The organism is Bacillus sp. VA13, assembly GCF_055710085.1.
The window spans coordinates 849,443-872,737 of record NZ_JBVQPP010000001.1; the positions used below are offsets into that span (position 1 = coordinate 849,443).

At 41.9% G+C, this 23,295-nt stretch carries 24 protein-coding genes and 1 riboswitch; of the genes, 2 read left to right on the top strand and 22 right to left on the bottom strand.

What is annotated here, in order from left to right; translation table 11 throughout:
- Nucleotides 1-7 precede the first annotated feature (7 nt).
- The 16 genes from rpsA to AC0C66_RS04310 form a co-directional block, all read right to left on the bottom strand.
- Entirely contained in the window at nt 8-1,156 is a 1,149-nt protein-coding gene (rpsA, locus tag AC0C66_RS04235; protein ID WP_003225495.1) for a 30S ribosomal protein S1, read from the bottom strand.
- A gap of 234 nt (nt 1,157-1,390) precedes the next feature.
- Nucleotides 1,391-2,065 carry a (d)CMP kinase gene (gene cmk, locus AC0C66_RS04240; RefSeq protein WP_072182210.1) on the bottom strand — a complete coding sequence of 225 codons (675 nt, stop codon included), beginning with the start codon at nt 2,063-2,065 and terminating at the stop codon, nt 1,391-1,393.
- A gap of 78 nt (nt 2,066-2,143) precedes the next feature.
- Complete coding sequence (locus AC0C66_RS04245) at nt 2,144-2,320, bottom strand: YpfB family protein (RefSeq protein ID WP_072182209.1); 177 nt, start codon at nt 2,318-2,320, stop codon at nt 2,144-2,146.
- Nucleotides 2,321-2,364: 44 nt separating this feature from the next.
- Nucleotides 2,365-3,018, bottom strand: coding sequence for a flagellar brake protein (locus tag AC0C66_RS04250; protein ID WP_072182208.1), 654 nt, complete (start codon nt 3,016-3,018; stop codon nt 2,365-2,367).
- A gap of 93 nt (nt 3,019-3,111) precedes the next feature.
- A complete protein-coding gene (ypeB, locus tag AC0C66_RS04255) occupies nt 3,112-4,464 on the bottom strand; it encodes a germination protein YpeB (protein WP_014114226.1) in 1,353 nt (450 codons plus the stop codon).
- A 35-nt stretch (nt 4,465-4,499) separates the two neighbouring features.
- Nucleotides 4,500-5,411, bottom strand: coding sequence for a spore cortex-lytic enzyme (gene sleB / locus AC0C66_RS04260; RefSeq protein WP_072182207.1), 912 nt, complete (start codon nt 5,409-5,411; stop codon nt 4,500-4,502).
- Nucleotides 5,412-5,563: 152 nt separating this feature from the next.
- On the bottom strand, nt 5,564-6,220 hold the full coding sequence (gene prsW, locus AC0C66_RS04265) for a glutamic-type intramembrane protease PrsW (RefSeq protein ID WP_014114228.1): 657 nt from the start codon (nt 6,218-6,220) through the stop codon (nt 5,564-5,566).
- Nucleotides 6,221-6,339: 119 nt separating this feature from the next.
- Nucleotides 6,340-7,314, bottom strand: a complete 975-nt coding sequence (locus AC0C66_RS04270) for a YpdA family putative bacillithiol disulfide reductase (protein ID WP_072182206.1) — start codon at nt 7,312-7,314, stop codon at nt 6,340-6,342.
- A 109-nt stretch (nt 7,315-7,423) separates the two neighbouring features.
- Nucleotides 7,424-8,698 (bottom strand): NAD-specific glutamate dehydrogenase, encoded by a 1,275-nt coding sequence (gene gudB / locus AC0C66_RS04275; RefSeq protein ID WP_072182205.1) that lies wholly within the window; start codon nt 8,696-8,698, stop codon nt 7,424-7,426.
- A 157-nt stretch (nt 8,699-8,855) separates the two neighbouring features.
- Nucleotides 8,856-9,440, bottom strand: coding sequence for a genetic competence negative regulator (locus AC0C66_RS04280; protein WP_072182204.1), 585 nt, complete (start codon nt 9,438-9,440; stop codon nt 8,856-8,858).
- A gap of 159 nt (nt 9,441-9,599) precedes the next feature.
- Nucleotides 9,600-10,379, bottom strand: a complete 780-nt coding sequence (locus AC0C66_RS04285; protein ID WP_014114232.1) for a metallophosphoesterase — start codon at nt 10,377-10,379, stop codon at nt 9,600-9,602.
- A gap of 83 nt (nt 10,380-10,462) precedes the next feature.
- Nucleotides 10,463-10,906 carry a YpbF family protein gene (locus AC0C66_RS04290; RefSeq protein WP_072182203.1) on the bottom strand — a complete coding sequence of 148 codons (444 nt, stop codon included), beginning with the start codon at nt 10,904-10,906 and terminating at the stop codon, nt 10,463-10,465.
- A 61-nt stretch (nt 10,907-10,967) separates the two neighbouring features.
- Nucleotides 10,968-11,720, bottom strand: coding sequence for a LysM peptidoglycan-binding domain-containing protein (locus tag AC0C66_RS04295; RefSeq protein WP_088679258.1), 753 nt, complete (start codon nt 11,718-11,720; stop codon nt 10,968-10,970).
- Nucleotides 11,671-12,273, bottom strand: a complete 603-nt coding sequence (locus tag AC0C66_RS04300; protein WP_014114235.1) for a CPBP family intramembrane glutamic endopeptidase — start codon at nt 12,271-12,273, stop codon at nt 11,671-11,673. Before AC0C66_RS04300 ends, AC0C66_RS04295 begins: the two co-directional genes overlap by 50 nt.
- A gap of 31 nt (nt 12,274-12,304) precedes the next feature.
- Nucleotides 12,305-13,789 (bottom strand): RecQ family ATP-dependent DNA helicase, encoded by a 1,485-nt coding sequence (locus AC0C66_RS04305; RefSeq protein WP_072182922.1) that lies wholly within the window; start codon nt 13,787-13,789, stop codon nt 12,305-12,307.
- Nucleotides 13,782-14,840 (bottom strand): YpbB family protein, encoded by a 1,059-nt coding sequence (locus tag AC0C66_RS04310; RefSeq protein ID WP_061187620.1) that lies wholly within the window; start codon nt 14,838-14,840, stop codon nt 13,782-13,784. The genes AC0C66_RS04305 and AC0C66_RS04310 overlap by 8 nt, the downstream gene beginning before the upstream one ends.
- A gap of 265 nt (nt 14,841-15,105) precedes the next feature.
- Here AC0C66_RS04310 and AC0C66_RS04315 point away from each other — a divergent pair, with 265 nt between their 5' ends.
- Nucleotides 15,106-15,354, top strand: a complete 249-nt coding sequence (locus AC0C66_RS04315; protein WP_003225461.1) for a ferredoxin — start codon at nt 15,106-15,108, stop codon at nt 15,352-15,354.
- A gap of 38 nt (nt 15,355-15,392) precedes the next feature.
- Here the strand turns inward: AC0C66_RS04315 and fmnP are convergent, their stop codons facing one another.
- On the bottom strand, nt 15,393-15,962 hold the full coding sequence (fmnP, locus tag AC0C66_RS04320) for a riboflavin transporter FmnP (protein WP_014114238.1): 570 nt from the start codon (nt 15,960-15,962) through the stop codon (nt 15,393-15,395).
- A 152-nt stretch (nt 15,963-16,114) separates the two neighbouring features.
- Nucleotides 16,115-16,249, bottom strand: a riboswitch (FMN riboswitch).
- Between the two features lie 206 nt (nt 16,250-16,455).
- Between fmnP and serA the strand changes: the two genes are divergently transcribed.
- Nucleotides 16,456-18,033, top strand: coding sequence for a phosphoglycerate dehydrogenase (gene serA / locus AC0C66_RS04325; protein ID WP_014114240.1), 1,578 nt, complete (start codon nt 16,456-16,458; stop codon nt 18,031-18,033).
- Between the two features lie 44 nt (nt 18,034-18,077).
- On the opposite strand, the gene aroD is transcribed toward serA, so the two are convergent.
- The 5 genes from aroD to resD form a co-directional block, all read right to left on the bottom strand.
- Entirely contained in the window at nt 18,078-18,845 is a 768-nt protein-coding gene (gene aroD / locus AC0C66_RS04330) for a type I 3-dehydroquinate dehydratase (protein WP_072182920.1), read from the bottom strand.
- Between the two features lie 113 nt (nt 18,846-18,958).
- A complete protein-coding gene (locus AC0C66_RS04335) occupies nt 18,959-20,065 on the bottom strand; it encodes an Ig-like domain-containing protein (RefSeq protein ID WP_072182919.1) in 1,107 nt (368 codons plus the stop codon).
- On the bottom strand, nt 20,001-20,585 hold the full coding sequence (gene sigX, locus AC0C66_RS04340; protein WP_003223881.1) for an RNA polymerase sigma factor SigX: 585 nt from the start codon (nt 20,583-20,585) through the stop codon (nt 20,001-20,003). The genes AC0C66_RS04335 and sigX overlap by 65 nt, the downstream gene beginning before the upstream one ends.
- Nucleotides 20,586-20,788: 203 nt before the next feature.
- Nucleotides 20,789-22,558, bottom strand: a complete 1,770-nt coding sequence (resE, locus tag AC0C66_RS04345) for a sensor histidine kinase ResE (RefSeq protein ID WP_014114243.1) — start codon at nt 22,556-22,558, stop codon at nt 20,789-20,791.
- Entirely contained in the window at nt 22,555-23,277 is a 723-nt protein-coding gene (gene resD / locus AC0C66_RS04350; RefSeq protein ID WP_080376113.1) for a DNA-binding response regulator ResD, read from the bottom strand. The genes resE and resD overlap by 4 nt, the downstream gene beginning before the upstream one ends.
- Between the last annotated feature and the right edge of the window lie 18 nt (nt 23,278-23,295).

Sequence of the window (23,295 nt, forward strand, 5' to 3'; positions counted from 1 at the left end):
TCACCAATTATTTTAGTTTATTCAGCTTATCTCCGATCAAGTCTCCAAGCTGGAAGCCAGTGCTTGTTTCTTCCTTCGCCTGATATTGACGGTAATCCTCTTGATCGGCTTTAGGTGCTTCTTCAAGTTCACGCATGCTTAATGAAATGCGCTCCTCATTTTCATTCACATCAAGAACCTTCACTTTTACAGTCTGTCCTTCTTCAAGGACTTCATGCGGCGTGCCGATGTGTTTATTGGAAATTTGAGAAATATGAACGAGACCTTCAACACCTGGAAGGATTTCAACAAAGGCACCGAAGCTGACAAGACGCTGTACAGTTCCTTCAAGCACATCGCCAGGCTTCACTTTCTCGCCGATTTGGCTCCACGGTCCAGGCAATGTATCTTTGATGGATAAAGAAATACGTTCATTATCACGGTCTACAGATAATACTTTCACTTTTACTTCTTGTCCCTCTTCAACAACATCAGACGGCTTCTCTACATGGGAGTGGGAAAGCTGTGAAATGTGTACAAGTCCGTCGATACCGCCGATATCAACAAATGCGCCAAAATCAGTCAGACGCTGCACTTTGCCATCAAGTACACTTCCAACTTCAAGAGACTGAAGAAGTTCTTGTTTTTTATTCGCTTGTTCACTTTCAACAACTGCACGGTGTGAAAGGATGACGCGGTTTTTGTCACGGTCAAGCTCTACAACGAGCAGAGATAGTGTTTTCCCTTTATAGTCAGTGAAATCTTCAACGAAATGCGCTTCAACAAGTGATGCCGGAATAAAACCGCGAACGCCGATATCAACGACAAGGCCGCCTTTCACGACATCTTTCACTTCAGCTTCAAACACTTCTTTTGTTTCAAATTTTTTCTCAAGGTCTTCCCAAGCGCGGTCTGCATCAACAGCACGTTTAGATAAAATCAAAGCATCGTCTTCCACTTTTGTTACTTTCAGGTCAAGCTCGTCGTCTACTTTAACAACATCCGATGCTTTCTCTACATGAAGACTTGATAATTCACTGATTGGAATAATGCCGGACTGTTTGACATTGATAATTTCAACATCCACATGTTTGTCCTCTACCTTTGTCACAATCCCTTTAACTACATCTCCAACCTCTGGCACTTGAACATCAATTTGATTCATTTCCTCTGTCATTTGAATAACCTCCTTGGTCCAAACCTACACAGCTTAATTAAAACGGTTTGAAAGCTGAACATATAAACATGCCCGCTTTTTAGCCGAATATGTATTAAAGAATCATCCAAAAAAGTTTTTTGAATGATCAATAAAAAGTTTTATTAGTATTAACTTCTAATAAAAGGACAGGTTTGTCAAGCAATAACATTCTTTCTTTGTTGAAAAATTCAAAAAAAGTGGCATTTGCCATAATCAGCGGGACTTTTGTTCCACCGCCTCGAGGATTTTATCAGCTACCTCTTGAATAGAAAGGGAGGTCGTGTCGATTTCAAGAGCGTCCTCTGCCTTGCGCAGCGGAGATACTTCACGCTCTGAATCAAGCTTATCTCTTCTTGCAATTTCCTCGATCAATGTTTCATAGTTGACATCGTAGCCTTTTTTCACATTCTCTTCATAACGGCGTTTCGCTCTCTCTTCAACAGATGCCAAAAGAAAAATTTTCACTTCTGCATTCGGCAGCACGTGAGTCCCGATATCACGTCCATCCATAACGACGCCGCCTTTTTCCCCAAGCTGCTGCTGGCGTTTCACCATTTCTTCTCTAACGCTTCTGTGCTTGGCCGCAATTGAAACTTGGTTGCTGACTTCGGCTGTTCTGATTGCCTCAGTTACATCGGTGCCGTTAACGAGCACTTTTTGTCCTTCTTTTGCTGTAATCAGTTCAATGTCTGTCCGCTTTAGCAGCTCAGCCAATTTTTCTTCATTTGTCAGCTCAACGTTTTCTTGTAAAGCCGCGTACGTTATCGCCCGATACATCGCTCCTGTATCAATATATATGTACGATTTTTTCTCAGCCACAATTTTGGCAACGGTGCTTTTCCCCGCAGCTGCCGGGCCGTCAATTGCAATCGATAATTTCTTGTCCATAATTCCTCTCCTTGCTCTTTTCTCCTCTATGGATTGTATCACGAACTTTATGAAAAAGGGTGAAAAATTGATGAATAATTAATGTTTGAAGGTTTCAATCCTATTGTTCTCCCCCATTTTATCCACCCCTTCATATTGAATCACTTTTGATACATAAGGTTCAATATGCTGATAGTGAAAAAGAATCTGGACACCAAGTAAAATGATGGCCTGAATGAACAATAATTTAATCAGCAGCCGTTCAAATGTTTTCATCGGAGCACCTCCATCACAAATAGTATGGAAGTGTTTGCCGATGTTTATTCCATCCTTGCCTTTCTTCTCTTATTTAACTGGCGCCGGATGCAATATTGAAGCAGGAACTGCTGGTCACTTGCTGCGATTCCTGTATACTCAAGTGTCATTTTACGTTTCCCTGATTTCAGGTCCTCAAAAATTCGTCTGACAACAGCTTCTGTTTCTATTTGACGTGTGTTCTCCTCTTCAGAAAGACTGATAATAAGTCGCAATGATTCCCCGGATTGAAGAGAACGGCCTTCAGCTAAAATTACGGCGATGCCGCCTGCGCTGATGTTATAGGAAAGTGTGCAGAACTCTTCTTTATTTGTCGGCTGAATTAGCACATCCAATACCGCATCAGTTCTTACATACTGGCGGCGCTGGATTCGTTTCATTTTTTCACTGGGAGGCATTTCAAGACAGATCATTTGAAGTTTTTCCTTCACTTTACCTTTTATACGGCTTGTAAAACGGTAAGGAACTTCATCTTTGCCCACAAACTCTACCGTTACTTCTATATCGTTATGTAAAATCACAGTTCGCCCTGTAACTACATCAACCGGATATGCTATCAAAAGCTCATTGTTTTCGATGCTGACTGCCTTGCTCTTTGCTTTTTTTAATTCATTTTCTTCTATATATTCTAAAAGTACATTTTCTCCAATCTCTATCATTGACTTCACTCTTTCGTATTCAATATACTCGCTTTTTTATTAAAGCACGTAATGAAAAAAAGGAAAAGACATTTAGTCCTTTCCTCCTGTTTTTTATAGGTCTTTATATATAGGTTCTGCATTTTTTAGTTTTTCAACCTTTTCTTCTGATCCGTCCTTGGCATTTATATACATTCTAAATGTGTCATTTTCAATTGTTCCGAGCATTTCATAGCATAATACTTCTTGGCCGAGTTCATTTGTAATCAAAGCGAGCCTTGTTTCTCTCACTTGTACATTTTTATTTAATTTAGATTTTGCTTCTGCTTCAGTAATAGCTGGCTTTGGTATATCTCTTTTTCTATGGGCTGTTAGGAAGTCTCTTGCTGAAAACCCGACAACTTCACCGTCATCCAAGGCCACTTTCATACGAATTGCTTCCGGGTACATCCGGACTTTATTTTCAACAGGAACATATGAAAATACGCCGATTTTATCATATTGGGCACTTTCATCAATTTCCAAATCTTCTGTCTCATAACCGTTTTTCTTTAAAAAAGCGAGTGCACGGTTCGATCCGTCATTCAAACTGATTTTCTGATCCTTCACTTCTCTGTTTTGAATCAAGTATACCGGATGCCCGCCCTTTTTCGTAATATCCATATAAATCGCTGCTTTATGGTCTGGGTCTTTCATGCTGATGCTATAAACGTCGCGATTTGTTTTTTTCCCGCTCTTTACTACTTTAATGGAATAATTATTATCCGGGGCAAAGCGCTCAGCAATTTGTTTTGCTTCCTGTTCGGAAATTTCTTTTCCCTTCAGATGGTCGAAGCCTTTCTCTTCTTTTTTTGTGCTGGTGAAACTCGGGCCAAGATCTGTTCCCGTGGAGAATGCACCCACATTCTTTTCAACAGTTTTAAAGCTGTTGATAATCGTATTATCACTTTGTTTTTCATCAGAAGCCAGCGCCATCTCCACGTCCATCCAGCGAAGGTTTTTGCTCATGACAAGGTGCTGAACATGACGCAGTTCATTTTGTATATCTTCGGACTGCTGATATAGCTTATTTAGTGATGTATACTCGTTTTTATCAAGCGGCTTTTGATCTAAATCTCTGACTGACGTTTTATAACTGAAATCCCCGATCTTTGATAATAGCTCTTCTGTTTTGTTAAACGGCATTAATGTAAGCGGCAGCTGGCTGACGCTGTTATGAGCTTCAGATGTAATCCTCCACACATCTATCAATGCAGGTGATAGTGATTTTTGACTGTTCATGGCAAGTGTTGTTCCGATTTTATCATGAAGCTGATCCATCTGATAGGTAAGTTCATGAAACGCCCGCTGATAGTTATTTTCAGCATGAAGAAGAACTGCGTCTTTTTCCTGGTGCTCTTTGTATCCCCAGTAGCCTGTACCGACTATTGCAATACCAAGCAGGGCGATTAAAATTCCTCTGATCATTTATCACACCTCTTTTTATGCTTTCTCATGTCCTGCTACTCACAGAAAATGTGTTTACCGATTCTTTTAATCTGCGGACGTCCCCAAATCCAAGCACTTGTAGCCGTATCCGGGTTAAAGTAGTACAGCGCTTCCTCTGATGGGTCCCATCCATTGATGGCATCCAGCACTGCTTCTCTGGCCGTTTCATTCGGCTGCATGTAAATTTGCCCGTCGGCTACTGCTGTGAAGGCTAGCGGCTCAAAAATAACCCCCGCTACAGAATTCGGAAATAACGGGCTGTTCAATCGGTTCAAAATGACTGCTGCAATGGCAACCTGTCCCTCGTACGGCTCGCCCCGGGCTTCACCATAAACTGCCTGAGAAAGGAGCCTGATATCATTGTTGGAAAATCCGCCAGGCATGTTAGCTGCGACCGCATCCTGTTTTCTTGCTTTTGCAGGTGTATTGTTTTGCTGTTTATTCTCTTTAGGCTGCTGCGTTGTTTTTTCCGCAGGCTGTTTCTGCCGCGCTTCTGCTTGTTGTCTTGCCTTTTGTGTTGCAGCTTTTGATGGTTTCGTCTGGTATTTCAGCGGAATTTTTCCGTAATGCGTAAAGGTATTCCCTTTATTAAGCTGTTCCATGACATATTCACGATAGTATTTAGATTTAGATATTAAGGTTTGCTTTGTTTTAGCCCCGACAAGGCCGTCAACCTCTTTTAACCCGAATTGATCCTGAAAGTTTCGAACTGCCCAGTACGTTCCCCATCCATAAACCCCGTCAATTTTTCCGTTGTAGTATCCGTTGTACTGAAGGCGCGCCTGGAGTTCGACCACATCATCCCCTGTTGCCCCTCTTTGAATGACCTGATTCGAAAAGGCAGAGATGGTTTCAGTATTGATAAACGTCGTGATTGTAAAGGAAAAAAGGATGAGACATGCCATAATCGATCCTTTGGACTTCATCTTTTCAAGCCTCCTACAGCAAATTTTTAAGTGTAATCGTATTTTCTGTAACGAGGTTATTTTTATACACTCTTTCCTTGTTATCCCTCAGAACATAAAATCTGTTTTGATAAATCAACACACAAAAAAGCCGCACGGTTGCTGTGCGGCTTCTATACTTGCATCATATTGACGGAACGGGCTTTTTTCGCTTTTCGCAAACCAAACCACCATAAAAACAACATAAATGGAAACATATAGTAAATCCAATTACTGAGTGCTGTCAGGATAAAGTCATACGATCCATGCAAAAGTGACGGGAGAGCTAAAGAAAGAATAAGCCACTTCACACGCGCCTTATCAGCGGAAAAACGGGCTTTCCCAAGGTAAAATCCCATAATAACGCCTATTAAGGCATGGCATGAAACAGGCAGGAGCGCCCTGACAAACGCATGCTCCACACCGTGGCCAATTAAATAAAGAATATTTTCGAGGGTTGCAAAACCGAGCGACACACTTGCCCCGTATACAATCCCGTCATAATGCTCATCAAAGTGGGCGTGAGGGTAAACACTGACCATCAGAATAAACCATTTTAATGATTCCTCCAAAAACCCTGAAGATAAAAAAGAAACGAAAAAGCTTCCGCCTCCCACATTCTCTTTTTCAAGCACGTACTGGATAAACATTGTGGGAAATACAAGAACAACCCCTAGAAAAAACGACCGAAGCACCATATGTACAGGTTCATTATCATACTGATCTTTTAAATAAAAATAACTTAACAGCGCGATGCCGGGAGCAATTCCTGCAGAGATGATTGCAAACATCAGGCAACCTCTTTCCTTTATATTCCTAAGTCTATCCTACCATGTTGTTTATGATTTTACATCTGTCTGAACCTAAAAAAACAAAAAGAGCATACGAATTCATCATATGCTCCCCTTCTTTAATAATTTTCTCTTTTTGCGATTTCCGCTGCGATATGTCCTCCGTGAAATCTGCCGTTTTCAATAAATATTTCATTTGCATTGTTACCTGCAGCAATGACCCCGGCAATAAAAATACCCTTAACGTTCGTTTCCATCGTTTCTTCATTGAAAAAGGGGCGTCCTGTTTCTTTATCAATTTCAACACCCATTTTTTCAAGAAATTGATGGTCGGGATGATAGCCTGTCATGGCAAATACAAAATCATTTTTAATGGTAATAAGTTCCTTTTTATCTGAGCAGAATACAACTTCATCCTCGGTGATTTTTTCGACACTAGCGCCAAATTCCATACGGATTGTACCGTTTCTGACGAGCGCTTCAAATTCAGGCAGAATCCATGGCTTAATGCTTGGCGAATACTCCTTGCCCCTGTATAAAACTGTGACACGCGCTCCAGATTTCACGAGTTCAAGGGCGGCGTCTACGCTTGAATTTTTCCCGCCGATGACGACAACATCTTTATCAAAGTATGGGTGGCCTTCTTTAAAATAATGAAATACTTTTGGCAAATCCTCACCGTGTACGTTCATATAGTTTGGATGATCATAGTAGCCTGTTGCAATAATACAATATGGCGTCGTGTAGGTCCCTTTTGACGTCTCTATAACGAATGTATCGTTTTCCGCTTTCGTCACTTTATGCACCATCTCAAACGCATTTACACGGATGTTTTTCCTTTTGACGACTTCCCGGTAATACGACAAAGCCTGAATTCTGACAGGCTTTCTGTTTTCCGTAATAAATGCCACGTCTCCGATTTCAAGCTTTTCACTTGAGCTGAAAAAAGTTTGATGCGTTGGATAATTGTAAATACTGTTAACGACATTTCCTTTTTCGATGACGAGGGCATCAATGCCAATTTGTTTTAGGTGAATGGCAGCAGATAGTCCGCAAGGTCCTCCGCCTATAATTATTGCTTTTTCTTGAATCATTTCCGTCAACTCCTGCGATTGGCATTTCACTACATATTTTTCTATTTCCGAATAAAAAAATCTCCTATTTTATCATAGGAGATTTTTTATTTTTATGCAAATCATCAACTTATATCCAGCCTCTAAAACGCGAAGCTTCAGCCATTTTGCGAACGCCGACCATATAAGCAGCGAGTCTCATGTCAATTCTTCGGTTTTTAGCCATTTCATAAATATTGTTAAATGATTTGACCATCATTTTTTCTAATTTTTCTTCTACCTCTTCTTCACTCCAGTAGAAGCCTTGGTTATTCTGAACCCATTCAAAATAAGAAACTGTTACGCCCCCGGCACTTGCCAGCACGTCTGGTACAAGCAGAATGTCCCGGTCTGAAAGAATTTTTGTTCCTTCAAGCGTTGTTGGCCCGTTTGCCGCTTCAACGACAATTTTAGCCCGAATATTATGGGCATTTTCTTCTGTAATTTGATTTTCAATCGCAGCGGGAACGAGGATATCACAATCCAGCTCCAACAGCTCTTGGTTCGTAATGGTATCGTTGAAAAGCTTTGTTACGGTACCGAAGCTGTCGCGGCGGTCGAGTAAGTAATCGATATCGAGACCTTCAGGATCATAAAGTCCGCCATACGCATCTGAAATGCCGACAACCTTTGCCCCTGCATCATGCATAAATTTCGCCAAATAGCTTCCCGCGTTTCCGAAGCCTTGGACAACGACACGCGCACCTTTAATATCGATGCCTTTTTTCTTAGCCGCTTCCTTAATACAGATGGTTACACCTTTTGCTGTCGCAGATTCTCTCCCATGAGATCCGCCAAGCACAAGCGGCTTGCCTGTAATAAATCCAGGCGAATTAAATTCATCAATTCTTGAATACTCATCCATCATCCAAGCCATGATTTGTGAGTTTGTAAATACATCCGGCGCCGGCACGTCTTTCGTCGGGCCGACAATTTGGCTGATTGCTCTGACATACCCTCTGCTCAGACGCTCCAGCTCTCTAAACGACATATCCCTTGGATCACAAACAATTCCGCCTTTACCACCGCCATATGGAAGATCAATTATGCCGCATTTTAAACTCATCCAAATAGAAAGCGCCTTCACCTCTTTTTCTGTTACGTTCGGGTGAAAACGTATCCCGCCTTTCGTCGGACCGACAGAGTCATTGTGCTGCGCACGATAACCTGTAAAAATCTTTACTGAACCGTCGTCCATACGAACAGGTATTTTTACCGTTAATAATCTCATCGGCTCCTTTAACAGTTCGTACACTTCTTCAGGATATCCCAATTTTTCCAGAGCCTTATGTATTACGGTTTGGGTTGATTTTAATACATCAAGTTTGTCCTCTTCTGTATGACCGGTGTTTCGATCGGCTGCCATTTGAGTTAACCTCCTAGAATCTTCTGTTTCTCACATGCTCCCTTTCAGAGAATAGTATACACCTTCATATGATCTGTGCATAGAATAAACGTTATGTTTTTCCATGTTTTTTAACGAAAAAAAACTGCTGTGAAATCAGCAGTTTTCCGTTGCATTCTTATGAAAAATGAGTCTGTATCGTCTCAACGGCATTACCGTCCATTATGATCTTACCATACTCATGCAAGCGATAAATCGTTAAAGTTGTCGGATTGCCGTATTCAGCCAGAACCGCCACAACCCCCTCAGCCGTATGTGACCCCAGATCTTCTAGGCTTAAAAAGTACTGTCCGTCATAGTGGTAGACAGTTCCCCCATTGATACCGATTCGCTGTAAGCTTTCTGCAAGCTGAATGATATCTTCAAAGGAATGGAATTGATAAATGATGTCCGCACTTTCATCAAGCTTGACTTGCATTTCGATGTAATCATCATCATACTCATCGTCTTCTGAATCGGCGCTTTGGTCCTTTGTTACAATCACAACCATCCCTTGTGCTTGGAGAGAATACACTTCCACTGCAATCGGTCCATTCGCTTCAAAGCCGAGCTCTGTATTAGCTTCATTCATCATATCTTTAAATAACTGGTGGACTTTAAATGAGTCCTTCCAGAGGTCTTCTTTTGTCAATCCCCGGTCTGTCAAATCATCGAGGGTCAAAAAGATTTTGATCTTATTATAATTCAGACGCTCAAGCCGCATAACGTTCCCTCCTGCCTCTACTTGCACACAAATCATATAACACATTATATGAGATGATGAGTCATAGGTTCTTAATTGTTATCAGTTTACACTGAGTTCACTAGTAAGACAAGCACAATGCAGTTTTTATTACCTTATGGATTTTTTGCTTTTGAGAAGTTATTCCGGCGCACAAAGCGTCACAATATGCGTTTCCGGCTCAGCACCTAAACGAAGAGGCACTTTTGTTGTGCCGTATCCGTTGCTAATGAGATACGCTGCATTTTTCACAATGCCTGTTTTCCCGAGTTCATACGGGCCGAATTTTCCAAACCTAATCTGACCGCCGTGGGTATGGCCGCTGAATATCGCATCAATACCGTCAGCTTCATTGATTTGTTCATGAATCTCCGGGTTATGGCATATCAGAATATTCAGCTGGTTTTTGTCGAGTTCTTTAATGGCTTCCTCATAATGATCCATCTCCATCCTGATATCATCAACTCCGGCAATCGCAATCGTATGGCCGTTGTACGAAAACGGAATTGACTCATTCCTCAGAGTGATGACACCGTGCGCTTTGAATATGGAATACAGCTTATGCTGCCTGACTTCATAATCATTATTCCCCCACACAAACACGACAGGGACCCCGAAAGCCGTGAGCCTTTTGATGTTTTCCTCGATTCTCGTACTGGGCACACCTCCCTCGGCTAAATCACCGCCGATGATAACCAGCTGAGGGGCATGGCTTCGCGCTTTTTCTAAAAGATCTTCATCGATGAGACGTTTGTGAATGTCCGAAATAAAAAAGATTGTAAGAGGCGGCTTACCCTTCATTTTTGATAAAGGAAACGTATGTGTTTTCAAATGGTTGCCTTTTGCTGTTGAGTACATCTTTGCCGTCATTGCCGCTGCCGCCACAGTTAGCACACCGGCAATTTTCACTGATAGCTTCATAAAAACTCTCCATTCTTTTAGAACTTATCAATAAGACGGACAATAAAAAAAGACGTTTCTATCGTTTGAGAAAACGCCCGATTTTATTTACTTTCAAAATATAGATTAATGTCATATTTGTGCTTCATCATTTGAAAAACAGATTCTCTCGCCTTCCATTTATCCGGCTGCGGCCAAAGATCAGTGCTTTTCTGAATAATTTCGCATCTCAGTTTATGAAAATCGCCCTCAGCTTTTTCTTCCTTTTTCTTAAAATAATATGAAGTGCAGTATGCAAAAGCGGTTGCCATCATCCAAAATAAATAAAAGGTATGGCCAAGCATTTCTTGAAGAACAAGCTGAGGCGCCGGGCTCTTGATCATGATCATAATACATAATAGGCCTAAGCAAATGAGTGAAGTCCATCGCCATCTGCGGCATTGCGTTGCATAATTTTCAAATTTTTGTTTTCGTTTCACCAGCGCTTGGAGCATCTGTTTGGTCGGCGCGTCTGTAAACTGATCCATCTGATTCCATAAGGTTTTCATACGCTTCACACCTTGTCCATTTTCATTTCTATAATATATGAGCGTAAAATAAAAAAATGCCCTATTCATCCATTAAGGGGATGTCCAAAACTTGTCCGGTGTAAACATCATTTCCATTCAGATGATTATACGCACGAATTTTTTCTTCTCCCGACCGGCTTTTATAATACTTCATAGAAATCCGGTACAGCGTTTCTTTCTTTTGGACGGTGTGCTTGACAACACGTTTTGGCTCAGATTGAACTGGTTCAGCCGACTGCTGCTCTTGCGGTGCCGCTTCTTGTTGAGAAGAGGAAGCAGCCGCGGCGGTTGCTTCCTCCTTATTTGCTGAGACTTCTTTTTCCGCTACAGCAGGCTGTTTCTTATCAGTTGTTGTTTTTGCAGGGTCTTTTGCCTTTGTATCCTCAGACTTTTTTTTTGACTCTTGCTGCAGTGCGGTCTCTTTAGTTTCTTTGGTCTCTTTGGTGTCTGCGGTGTCATTTTTATCCTCTGGTTTCGGCACAACCTCATATTTGCTTTGGCTGCTGTCGATAAAAACATCTTCATAATCGTCATGATTATCCGGATGGTTTTTTAGATAAAATAAGCTGACTAACACGATAACCGGCACAAATACAAATAATACAGCGAGTACAGTGAATAATGGCGTTTTTGTTTTGCCTTGCTTTTTTTTCTGTTCTCTTTGATTTTTTACAGATTGTCTTGTCGGAAGGCTTTCTCCATCATCATCGACATAATCGTCCGCCAATGCGGCGTTTTGATCTTCATAAAGATTCTGGGCTTTTCTTCTCTCTACTCTCGACATGTTCGTCATGTTTATCCCTCCTCACATGTTCAAAACGAATCTGACAGGCAAACACGGCATCAATGATAAAATGCGCCGTCACCGGAACAAATAAGTTACCGGTCCATTCATACATCAGACCGAGCAAAAAGCTGATTGCTGTCACCATGATAAATAACAGCCATTTTGACAAATACCGAAAGTGCAGAACGGCAAATATAAGGCTGGCCGCCCATAGACCGATATGAGTCTGCAGCACTCCTCTGAATAACATTTCTTCCGCAAAAGCAATCAGAAGCGTTAAAAATATAATATGAGGGATTGACCTCTTACTGAATATTTTTTTATTGATTCCGCCGTCATTATATAAATGAGGCGGACACCATTTCATCACTGCCATATCGGCTAAAATAACAATAACCGAAATAGAAACACCATACCATATGATTCGCAGATCGTGAATATCCCAGAGTTTTAGTACGTCTCTTACATCCTCAAAAAAGAACAATCCCGCTAAGGCTGCTGCGATGATGATCAAAAGCTGCGTCAAATATAACTGCTTGAGCATATCACGATCAGACATATACTGAATGAAATCCTTTTGCTGTTTCAGTTTACTCACCTACAGTCTGCAAGCTGAATATCCGGTGCAATTCCGAACTCCAGCTGACTAATGGCGCCATTTTACTCCGTTCTCCTTTTTGTTCATACAGGGATAGATCAAAACCGCAATGTGAACAGCACGGAAGATTTCCGTCATCAGGCTCGTATGATTCATCAAAATAGGTTAACAGTGATTGCCTTAAACAGCCGTCATGCTGAAGCAGAAAAGATACGCGGCGCATTTTTTCCAGCTTCAGCTCCATGCGATATGAAATTTCCTGTTTCATCAGTTCAATTGATGTTTTCCCCTGCATAAACAGATGTATCATCATACGTGCTTGTGTCTCTCCGACACCATACTGCATTAATACGTCACGCAACCTTCTCTCATCCTGCTCATCCGTCTTTTCAAGCACACGGATCACATCGGCGATTTCTGCCACTGTGACACTCTCCATTTGGATAATCTGCTCCTGTAATTCAAAATCACCTGGTGCCCGCAGCAAAATGCTGACACTCGGTTTTCCGTCGCGTCCCGCTCTGCCGATCTCCTGCATAAAAGCTTCAGCCGTCTGCGGGATGTGGAAATGAATCACATATCTGATATCAGGTTTATCGACACCCATTCCAAACGCATTCGTACAACATATCACATCAAGCTGATTATGGATAAACTGCTGCTGTATTAAAATCCTGTCGCCAGACTCCATACCGCCATGGTAAAAGTCGGCTCTGCTGCTCGTCTTGCTCTTAATTTCACCCGCTAATTCTTCAGCCCATTTCCGTGTCGGACAATAAACAATTCCCGGTCCTTGCAGGTTTTCAACCAGCTGAATGACCCTATCTATTTTTTCGGCAGTATCCGCCGCATTTTCAACCCGAAGGGCGATGTTTGGGCGGTTGACTGAGTTGAGATACCGTTCGGCATGCTGCAGCTCCAGCAGGTTCGTGACATCTTGCAGCGTATCCTTTGTAGCCGTAGCAGTCAATGCCAGAACCGGAGGATGCCCAAGTTTTTTTCTCAGCTGTCCGAGCTTTGAATAGTCAGGCCTAAAGTCATGCCCCCATTCAGATATGCAATGTGCTTCATCAATAACGAATAGGCTGATCGGGACGTTTTTCAATTTTTCCAATACATATGGCGACTGTAAAGCCTCAGGAGACAAGTACAAAAATTTATAACGATGAATATGTTCCAAAACGAATTGTCTTTCCTGCCTGCTAAGCATGCTATTCAAAGCGGCCGCACGTTTTTCACCCCGTGCTTTCAGCTGCTGTACCTGATCCTCCATTAAAGAAAGCAATGGAGAAACGATTAATACCATGCCGTCAAGCATGTAGCCAGGCAGCTGGTAGCAAAGCGATTTTCCTCCCCCGGTCGGAAGCATCGCAATGGTATCCTTCCCGCTAAGTATGCTTCTAATAATGTCCTCCTGCCCTTTTTTAAAGGAAGTAAAACCAAAAAACTGATGTAACGTTTGCTGTAATTTAGTCATATTGCTGCACCTGCTTTGTCAATGCCAGTCTGATTTGAAAGTAGCTGAACCGCTGCTCCAGCCCGTCTCGAATTTGTTTGATTTTGTTCGTCCGCATCCGTTTGGCAAACTCTGCAATTTGGAGCTGGTCTTCCGCTGATACATAGTCATCAATCACAAACGCAGGCTCGTGAAGAGAAATCTCGACAATATGGTCTTCGATCGTCGCTGTTTTCAGCTTTCTGATTTCAGCAATACGATGTATCGGAACCCCTTGTTTGATCATCTGCCATGTTTTTCTGGTTGACTCTGTCAGAGCATTATCTAAACGCACATCAGAAAGGAGATCCTTTAACAAAGTATCTTCACACTCCGGAAGAGAATGAATAAAATAATGTACCGAAGCCCAAAACATGATATAAACATACCATTCATCTTCTTTCAGCGTGTCAGCAAGCTGCCTGCTCGTATAACCGATCCTATCGTGTGAGGTTAAGGAGTAGACAAATATTTGCGCTGCTTTGTCATCAACCTCATGCAAATGCGCCTCCAGCATGGCAAAAAGACTGCTTGCCATCTCTATATGATCCGTATGCCGGGACAGGTATCTCTTTACCCAGTGAAGTGTCTTATAATCCTTTGTGACAGGGATATACTGCCTGCTCCCTTGCAGTTTATGAGATAAGACCTGCACAAGCAGCGAAAGCCTCTTCCAAAGCACGCCGGCAGCCTGCTGATAATAAGCGCCGTGGCAATGAACTGGCCAAGGCCGCTCACTAAGGGCGTGCCTTAATCCTGCTGCGCCGCTGGCTGTCACTTTGTATGTATCTGTTTCAGACATAGGTTCGAGATATGAATGCTGTTCAAGCTTGGTGAGCGACGCTGAAATATCGCTTCTCGAACATTGCGCCGCCATTCCAAAGTATTTTGCAGTCTGAAATAAGCCGGCATCTTGAATGGTTTGTGACGATCTTTTGCCTTTGAATAGGTGAAAAACAGCGCTTCCCGACCGTTCTCCGTTTATTTTGAAAAGGCAATCGAGAACCATAATATCGAAGTAATTTAATGACAACCTATCCACCCACATTCTTCCTGACAAAAATCGTTGATTTGCTCTCTTTATTTTAACAGATTTTAAACAGAAATCGACGTTTAAAGTCATCATTAAGGGGGATGTTATGTAGATAACCCCTTATGTGATAAGCATTCTCAATCATTTTTCTGTTGAAATGTGGCAGCAACATCATTACAATAAGTAAGAGGAATAGGTGTTAAATTGATTAAATATAAAGATTGATCCATTTGTTCCACCAAGAACAATCTGGGAGGTTTTATTCATGGCAAAGTACACAATCGTAGACAAAGATACATGCATTGCATGCGGCGCTTGCGGAGCTGCTGCACCAGACATTTACGATTACGATGATGAAGGCATCGCGTTCGTAACGCTTGATGAAAACAAAGGCGTTGTCGAAGTTCCTGAGGTACTGGAAGAAGATATGATTGATGCATTTGAAGGATGTCCTACTGATTCCATCAAAGTGGCGGATGAGCCATTTGAAGGCGACCCGCTTAAATTTGAATAGAAGAAACAAAAAAAGCTCCCCTGCGGGAGCTTTTTTATTTAATGGATATGTGCGCGTTGCTGTTCAATCCATGGCTTAAGCTTGATGAAGATAAGTGAGAATACAATCGTAATCACAATGCCTTTTATGATGTTAAAAGGAAGGATACCAGCGACGACCGCTGTTTTCAGCGCGCTGTCAGATAATGCCGGCGAATGTAAAAACCAAGTGTATGCCGGGAGAATCAGAACATAATTTAAAATACTCATCAAAATGGTCATTGCTGCTGTGCCTAGAAGCAGGCTGACAGCCAAGCCCTTTGCTGAGTTCAGTTTCTTAAATAAGAAAGCAGTCGGCAATATAAAGAGTGTTCCTGCGATAAAATTCGCAATTTGCCCTACAGGAACTCCGGCCATGCTACCCTGAATAATATATTGAAGAACGTTTTTTATCGCTTCTACGGCAATACCCGCCAAAGGTCCGTAAATCAGAATGGCAATAATAGCGGGTACGTCGCTAAAATCAATTTTTAAATAATCCGGAAGACCCGGAAACGGGAAATTCAACAGCATCAAAACAAATGCAATGCTGCTCAGCATACTGATCACAACTAATTTTTTTACTTTCACTTCACTCTCTCCTTTTCGATCACATCTTACTCGAAAACGGAAAGGTTCTTTTCCAGCCAATAAAAAAACCGCTTCATGTATAAAAGCGGGGTTTCGAAAATTAGGCTAGGCAAAGAAACGTTTGAAAATCCAATTTCAAAACGCTTATGAACCTCCATCTTCTCCCATCCAGACTGTACTGTCGGCTCCGGAATCTCACCGAATCCTGCTGTAAAAACAGCTCGCGGGCTTAGAGCCATTGGCTCATCACCGCCGGTAGGGAATTTCACCCTGCCCCGAAGATTGATCATATGAATTTAGTTCCATTATAAACGATAACTGGTTGGCTGTATAGAGAATTGCTTCAAATTATATATAATACCTGAAAGCTATAAAAACATTGATTTTTAAGCTTTCCTTTTATCCTTTACTGCGTCAATACACGTTGACACTCTATTGAGAATATGTTAAATTATCAGATATTTAGTTTGTCAATTTAGGAGGAAATCTAACGATGTTTCGAGTATTGGTCTCAGACAAAATGAGCAACGACGGCTTACAGCCACTTATTGAATCAGACTTTATTGAAATTGTTCAAAAAAACGCAGCAGATGCAGAAGATGAATTACATACTTTTGATGCTCTTTTGGTGCGAAGTGCGACAAAAGTAACAGAAGACCTTTTCAAAAAAATGACTTCTTTAAAAATTGTCGGAAGAGCCGGTGTCGGTGTAGATAATATCGATATTGACGAGGCGACTAAACACGGAGTAATCGTGATTAACGCTCCAAACGGCAACACCATTTCGACAGCTGAGCATACATTTGCGATGATCTCTTCTTTAATGAGACACATTCCTCAGGCTAATATTTCAGTAAAATCCAGAGAGTGGAACCGCACAGCTTACGTCGGTTCAGAGCTTTATGGAAAAACGCTTGGGATTGTCGGATTAGGCCGAATCGGAAGCGAAATTGCACAGCGTGCGAGAGCGTTCGGTATGACCGTTCACGTTTTTGATCCTTTCCTAACTGAAGAAAGAGCGAAAAAAATCGGCGTAAACAGCCGTTCATTTGAAGAAGTGCTTGAAAGCGCGGATATTATTACCGTTCACACGCCTTTAACAAAAGAAACAAAAGGCTTATTGAACAAAGAAACGATTGCAAAAACGAAAAAAGGTGTTCGCTTAATTAACTGTGCGCGAGGCGGTATTATCGATGAAGCAGCGCTTCTCGAAGCTTTGGAAAGCGGACATGTTGCCGGTGCAGCGCTTGACGTTTTTGAAGTTGAACCGCCAGTAGACAATAAACTAGTTGATCATCCATTAGTCATTGCGACTCCTCACTTGGGAGCATCGACGAAAGAAGCTCAACTGAATGTCGCGGCTCAAGTATCAGAAGAAGTTCTACAGTTCGCAAAAGGTCTACCTGTCATGTCAGCTATCAACCTGCCTGCCATGACAAAAGATGAATTCGCTAAAATTAAGCCTTACCATCAAATCGCAGGAAAAATTGGCAGCCTAGTATCCCAATGCATGAAAGAGCCGGTACAGGATGTTGCCATTCAATACGAAGGCACAATTGCCAAACTTGAAACATCGTTCATTACAAAAAGTCTTCTGTCAGGCTTTTTAAAACCGCGCGTGGACTCAACTGTTAACGAAGTCAATGCCGGGGGTGTCGCAAAAGAACGCGGCATCAGCTTCAGTGAAAAAATTTCCTCCTCTGAATCTGGATACGATAACTGCATCAGCGTAAAAGTGACAGGAGACCGCAGCACCTTTACTGTAACGGCTACGTATATTCCTCATTTCGGAGAACGTATTGTCGAGATCAACGGATTTAATATCGATTTTTATCCGACGGGTCACCTTGTATATATCCAGCATCAGGATACAACAGGTGTCATCGGCCGAGTAGGACGTATTCTCGGAGATAACGATATTAACATTGCAACCATGCAGGTTGGCCGTAAAGAAAAAGGCGGAGAAGCCATCATGATGCTTTCCTTTGACAGACATCTTGAAGATAAAATTGTGAAAGAACTAACAGATGTTCCTGATATTGTGTCTGTGAAGCTCATTGATCTTCCATAATCCCAAAAAACTCAAGCTTTATAAGCTTGAGTTTTTTTATTGTTCTATTTTCGTGTGTTTTTATGCAAAATCTCTAAGACATTCCTCAGCTCAGAAACAGGTATTTGACCAGGTGCCGATGCCTCTTCTCCCGCGCCAAAAGTGCAAGCTGATCCAAAAACCTCACCGCTCAGCCTGCTGATCAGCCCTGTTTCAGCCATTGACATTGTAATAATCGGACGGTCTGCATATACTGCTTTCATTGTATACGTCGCATCAAGCAGCGTTAAGAGATCTCCTGTATCATTCGGCATGACAGCCATTTTTGGAATATGCGCCCCTAAATCCTGCATTTTCCGAAGTCTTGAAAGAATCTCATCTTTCGCAGGCGTTTTCTCAAAATCATGATTTGATATCACCACATAGACATTGTTTTCTTCCGCCAGTGATACTAACGCTTTGACATTTTCATCTCCTGAAAATAATTCAATGTCAATAAGATCGATGTCTTTTGTTTGGACTGCCGCTTCCAGCAAAGCAATGTATGAGCTTTCATCCATTTCCATGCTCCCGCCCTCTTTATGAGTTCTGAATGTGAATAGAAACAGCTTGTCCGCTAAAGACACCCGAAGCTTAGAAATCATCTTTGTGACGGCTTCTCTGTCATTTGCTTTTTCAAATACGTCGACTCGCCACTCTACAATGTCCGGATTGAGTAATTTTACAGCTTCTGCTTCATTCAAAATTTGTTTTTCCGTTTTTCCCATCAGCGGAACGATGATTTTCGGCATCCCTTCTCCGATGGAAACTCCTTTGATTGTTAACACGTTCACTTTTCTCAAATCCTTTCAATCGTTACCTTGTTTTATTATACACGCACAACTATTTTTTTGAAAATTTCTATTATATGAATAACAACTAAAAAAGAGCCTGAAAAGGCCCTTTTTTAGTTTAAGGAAATCGGATTTGGAGCAGCTGGTACCGAAATTGCATCTGATACGTCATATCTGCCGATTTTTCTAGTTCTGGTTTCCGTAAAAGTCACTTCTGTAAAGCCAAACTCTTTAGCTGTTAACAGAAGTCCCTCAAGCATTAGAATACCGGCAATAGAATCGTCAACTTCTGAGTCTTTTGAGAAACGGATATATAAGTGTTTCTGTTTCTTCGTTACAGATTGGACTGCACCCGCTTGAATTAGAGGTGTTGTCTCTTTTTGGCTGCTCGATTCCATATCCTTAATCGCTTCTTCTACTGTATCAAATGTTTTGTCTGACGGAACGAGAAAGTCTTGTCCTTGTTTATTTTGGTACAAGTAATAGGCTCTTTTCGACTGTTTTGGAATACGGATTTCCGTGTAAGTTCCATATGAGCCAATGATTGCACCGCCCTCATTTTGATCCGATAAAAATTTGATTTTTTCATAAGGACTCCATTTTAAGGATTCTTTCAACATTTTTTTTAACAGTGTATCATCTTTTACTGAAAAAGCCTCAATGGGCTGATGGACTCGTATACTTAATTCCTTTTGCCTTTGATTTTCCTTTACCTCCACTTCATCTATGAAGGAGGGGATCGTAATGGCATGATCAAGGATACCCAGTTCACCACTTTCAAACAGCATATCCTGTATCGTTTGGTCTGCGTTTGTTTTTTTGATGCTGATGGGTATAATTGCAGATGTTTCGGCATCAGCAATCGCTACAGTGATGTAATTGTTCTGTTTTTTTTCAGAAACAACAAATGAAGTCTGATCCAGGGATGAAGCAGCTTTTGGGCTGTCTGCTGTCTCAGTTTTCGTTACAGCGTTCTCTTGGGACGCTTCTTTTTGTTGAGGCTGTGCCTGGTCAAAGAAATGAGGAGAAATAATGAAGGCGATAAAAACCGCAATTGCAGCGGCACACGCGGGGCCAATCCACCTAACAGCGGGCTTTTTTTTGCTTTTTGCCATCGTCAGCCGCTTGTAAATAACCTGAGGCGAACGATGGTCTTTAACTGCCGGAAGTTGACTTAACAACTCCTTTATCTGTTCTTCGTTCCATTCTGACTTCATCATCCATTAGCTCCTCCCTCAAAAGCTCCATATGTTTCCGAAGTACTTTGAGCCCTCTGTGTTGGGTTGTTTTGACTTTGCTTTCCGAGAAGCGCAGAGCATTGGCTGTTTCCTGAATTGAATATCCCTGAATAAACCGCAAGATAATCACAGCTCTTTGATCGATCGTGCATTGATCAAGCGCAGCATAAATTTCCCGAACATTTTCATGTTGAACCGCAAGTTCGTCCGGAAGCAATTGCTGATCTCTGACATCCTGTGTATCCCAATCAAATGTGCCGAGTATACGCTGTCTGATCGTCTGCTGTTTACGGAACCAGTCTATCGCAACATGGCGCGCGATCGACAAAAGCCATGTTTTTTCACTGCTTCTTCCTTCAAACGTATGATAAGAATTTAATACCCGGATATAAACCTCCTGAAGAAGATCTTCTGCCTGGCTTTTATCCTTTACCATATAAAATAAAAATTGGTACAAATCTTGATGATATGTGTCATATAACAATTGAAAGGTTTCTTCCATTTGAAACCCCTCCGTTCACTTTTTTGTCGTATTAATAGCTTGAAAAGTTACATTACAACTATATTACGAGAAACTGGAATTTGGAAGGGAATTTATATTAACATATCCTTAAATTTTATTAATGTTGGCTTTTAAAAAAACACCCGCTCGATTAGCGGGTGTTTCTTATGGAACAAGATTCTTCGGCAAATTCAGACTCGATTTTATGGTTTTGTCGGAATATAAAATGTAAATGTCGTTCCTTTATCCATTCGGCTGTGCACCGTAATCGATCCGTTGTGGGCTTCCACGATATTTTTAACGATAGCCAGCCCAAGCCCGGTTCCTGCTCTGCCTCTTGTCCGCGCTTTATCTGCTTTATAGAACCGCTCAAAGATAAATGGCAGATCTTCTTCCGGAATGCCGGATCCAGAGTCTTTGATATCAATTTTCAATCCATCCTTCACAGAATGGACTGCAATGGAAACACTGCCGCCGGATGAAGTATGCCGCAGCGCGTTATCGATCAAGTTGGTAAATACCTGCTCCATCTTGTCCTCATCAAACATAAATTCCTCTTCTGTGAGAGAAATGTCTTGATGTAAACTTATATTTTTTTCTTTTGCAACACCGGAAAATTTCCGAATGATCTTCTCTAAAAATTCATTGACATTGATTTTTTCGTAATGCAAGCCTGTATGGCCTGATTCCATTCGGGCTAAATCAAGCAAATCATTGACTAGACGGCCCATTCGCAACGATTCGTCATAAATGATTTGAGCAATTTCTTTCCGATCTTCTTCGGAGCTTGCAATGTCATCGACAATTGCTTCACTGTATCCCTGGAGCATAGAGATCGGTGTTCTCAACTCATGGCTGACATTTGCGATAAAGTCCTCACGCAGCTTATCTAGGCGGCGTTCTTCAGTCATGTCGCGAAGCACGGCAACCGCCCCTCTGACATGCGATTCCGCATAAAGCGGCGACATCAAGAGCACCCATGATCTGCCTTGCAGTGTCATCTCAATCATTTGTTCTTTTTCAGTGCTGACAGCGTTTTGAAACAGCTCTTTTGCTTCAGGTGGAAGGTTATCGCCTTCTTTGATATTCATATTCTGCTCATAATACCAAGCCTGAAGAAAACGTTCAGCCGGAGGGTTTGTCACAAGAATTGTACCGTCGATATTAATGGTAATGACCCCGTCAGCCATACTGCTCAAAATGTTAGATAGCTGCTCTTTTTCTTGATTGAGCGCATTAATATGAAAGTTAAGCTGCCGGCCCATTTGATTAAAAGCGGTTGCCAGTTCACCGATTTCATCCTGGGTTAAAATCGGGATTTTTGTATCGAACTTGCCCTTCGCCAAATCCTGTGCGCCTTCTCTCATTTTTCGGAGCGGATACGTGACCCTGCTTGATAAGAAGAAAGCGAAAAACGTGGTCAGTACAATCGCAATCCCCGCGGCCAGGAAAATATAGCGGGTCGTGTGTTTTGTTGTATCTTTAACGGCAAGCAAAGACTGAGATAAAAAGACCATGCCTTTCTTTCCGTCTTTTTCATACGGGACACCTACAATCAGACGTTCATTATCCGTGTCTGTATCGCTCAGCCCCGTTCGTTTGCTTACTTTTTTATGGTCTTGGAGAGCTTTATTTAAGTCTTTGTCATGCTGTATTTGTTCAACCGTAATGGACGACAGGCGATTTTTATCATTCGGAGAATACCAGTACTTTTTCTCATCCTGAATAATGGCAATGCTTGTTAAGTTATCAGCGAGCTCCCAAGTGATTGATCTTGCCAGTGCCTGATCCTCGTGATTTTCTAGGATGACAGCAACTTTATTCGCAAGCTGTGTTAAATCATTCTCGGCTTCTTCCACGTGATAATTCTCAATAAATTCCAGCAAAAGAACCGTTAAAATGAACAATACGATCAAGACAAGTGAAAGGATCGTAAACCACAGCTTGCCTACTACGCTTTTCCAAAATTTCATTCAGTGCCTACCTCAAATTTATAGCCCACACCCCATACGGTGACAATTTTTTTCGCAGCTTCCGGAGATACCTTGTTCAGCTTCTCTCTCAGGCGTTTGACGTGAGTGTCTACTGTCCGCAGATCACCAAAAAACTCATATTGCCACACTTCTTTCAGAAGCTTTTCCCGATCATACACTTTGTCAGGTGTTTTTGCTAAGAAGTATAGGAGCTCATACTCTTTCGGCGTCAGGCTTACTTCTGTTCCATCAGCCGTTACGCGATGGGCATCATGGTCAATGGACAGATGTGAAAACACTAGCACATTTTTCGTCGGTGTATTGGCATTCAAATAAGAGGTTTGGGATGCTCTTCTCAAAAGGGCTTTTACCCGCAACACGACTTCTCTCGGGCTGAATGGCTTGACAATATAATCATCTGTTCCCGCTTCAAATCCCTGCACCCGGTTTGCTTCTTCTCCTTTTGCAGTCAGCATGATGATTGGTGTCGCTTTTTTTTCCCGAACTTGCCGGCACACTTCAATTCCGTCAGTCCCCGGCATCATCAGATCAAGCAAAATTAAGTCATAATTGGCTTCAAGCCCTTTGGCAATGGCTTCATCACCATTTTCCGCTTCGTCTATGACATAATTTTCACGTTCAAGGTACATTCTTAAAAGGCGGCGAATTCTGGCTTCGTCATCAACTACTAATATTTTGGTTTCGTTCATTTGGTCCATCGTTTTCCCCCTGCTTTC

Coding starts and splice junctions, on each gene's coding strand:
- ypeB (WP_014114226.1), bottom strand. CDS start 4,464: ATGATCAGAGGAATTTTAATCGCCCTGCTTGGTATTGCAATAGTCGGT.
- AC0C66_RS04285 (WP_014114232.1), bottom strand. CDS start 10,379: ATGAAGCTATCAGTGAAAATTGCCGGTGTGCTAACTGTGGCGGCAGCG.
- sigX (WP_003223881.1), bottom strand. CDS start 20,585: ATGGAAGAAACCTTTCAATTGTTATATGACACATATCATCAAGATTTG.
- AC0C66_RS04250 (WP_072182208.1), bottom strand. CDS start 3,018: ATGATAGAGATTGGAGAAAATGTACTTTTAGAATATATAGAAGAAAAT.
- cmk (WP_072182210.1), bottom strand. CDS start 2,065: ATGGACAAGAAATTATCGATTGCAATTGACGGCCCGGCAGCTGCGGGG.
- rpsA (WP_003225495.1), bottom strand. CDS start 1,156: ATGACAGAGGAAATGAATCAAATTGATGTTCAAGTGCCAGAGGTTGGA.
- AC0C66_RS04295 (WP_088679258.1), bottom strand. CDS start 11,720: ATGACGAACATGTCGAGAGTAGAGAGAAGAAAAGCCCAGAATCTTTAT.
- AC0C66_RS04300 (WP_014114235.1), bottom strand. CDS start 12,273: ATGTCTGATCGTGATATGCTCAAGCAGTTATATTTGACGCAGCTTTTG.
- sleB (WP_072182207.1), bottom strand. CDS start 5,411: ATGAAGTCCAAAGGATCGATTATGGCATGTCTCATCCTTTTTTCCTTT.
- serA (WP_014114240.1), top strand. CDS start 16,456: ATGTTTCGAGTATTGGTCTCAGACAAAATGAGCAACGACGGCTTACAG.
- AC0C66_RS04315 (WP_003225461.1), top strand. CDS start 15,106: ATGGCAAAGTACACAATCGTAGACAAAGATACATGCATTGCATGCGGC.
- AC0C66_RS04245 (WP_072182209.1), bottom strand. CDS start 2,320: ATGAAAACATTTGAACGGCTGCTGATTAAATTATTGTTCATTCAGGCC.
- resD (WP_080376113.1), bottom strand. CDS start 23,277: ATGGACCAAATGAACGAAACCAAAATATTAGTAGTTGATGACGAAGCC.
- AC0C66_RS04290 (WP_072182203.1), bottom strand. CDS start 10,906: ATGAAAACCTTATGGAATCAGATGGATCAGTTTACAGACGCGCCGACC.
- resE (WP_014114243.1), bottom strand. CDS start 22,558: ATGAAATTTTGGAAAAGCGTAGTAGGCAAGCTGTGGTTTACGATCCTT.
- AC0C66_RS04280 (WP_072182204.1), bottom strand. CDS start 9,440: ATGCGGCTTGAGCGTCTGAATTATAATAAGATCAAAATCTTTTTGACC.
- gudB (WP_072182205.1), bottom strand. CDS start 8,698: ATGGCAGCCGATCGAAACACCGGTCATACAGAAGAGGACAAACTTGAT.
- prsW (WP_014114228.1), bottom strand. CDS start 6,220: ATGTTTGCAATCATCTCTGCAGGAATTGCTCCCGGCATCGCGCTGTTA.
- AC0C66_RS04335 (WP_072182919.1), bottom strand. CDS start 20,065: ATGATGAAGTCAGAATGGAACGAAGAACAGATAAAGGAGTTGTTAAGT.
- AC0C66_RS04305 (WP_072182922.1), bottom strand. CDS start 13,789: ATGACTAAATTACAGCAAACGTTACATCAGTTTTTTGGTTTTACTTCC.
- AC0C66_RS04270 (WP_072182206.1), bottom strand. CDS start 7,314: ATGATTCAAGAAAAAGCAATAATTATAGGCGGAGGACCTTGCGGACTA.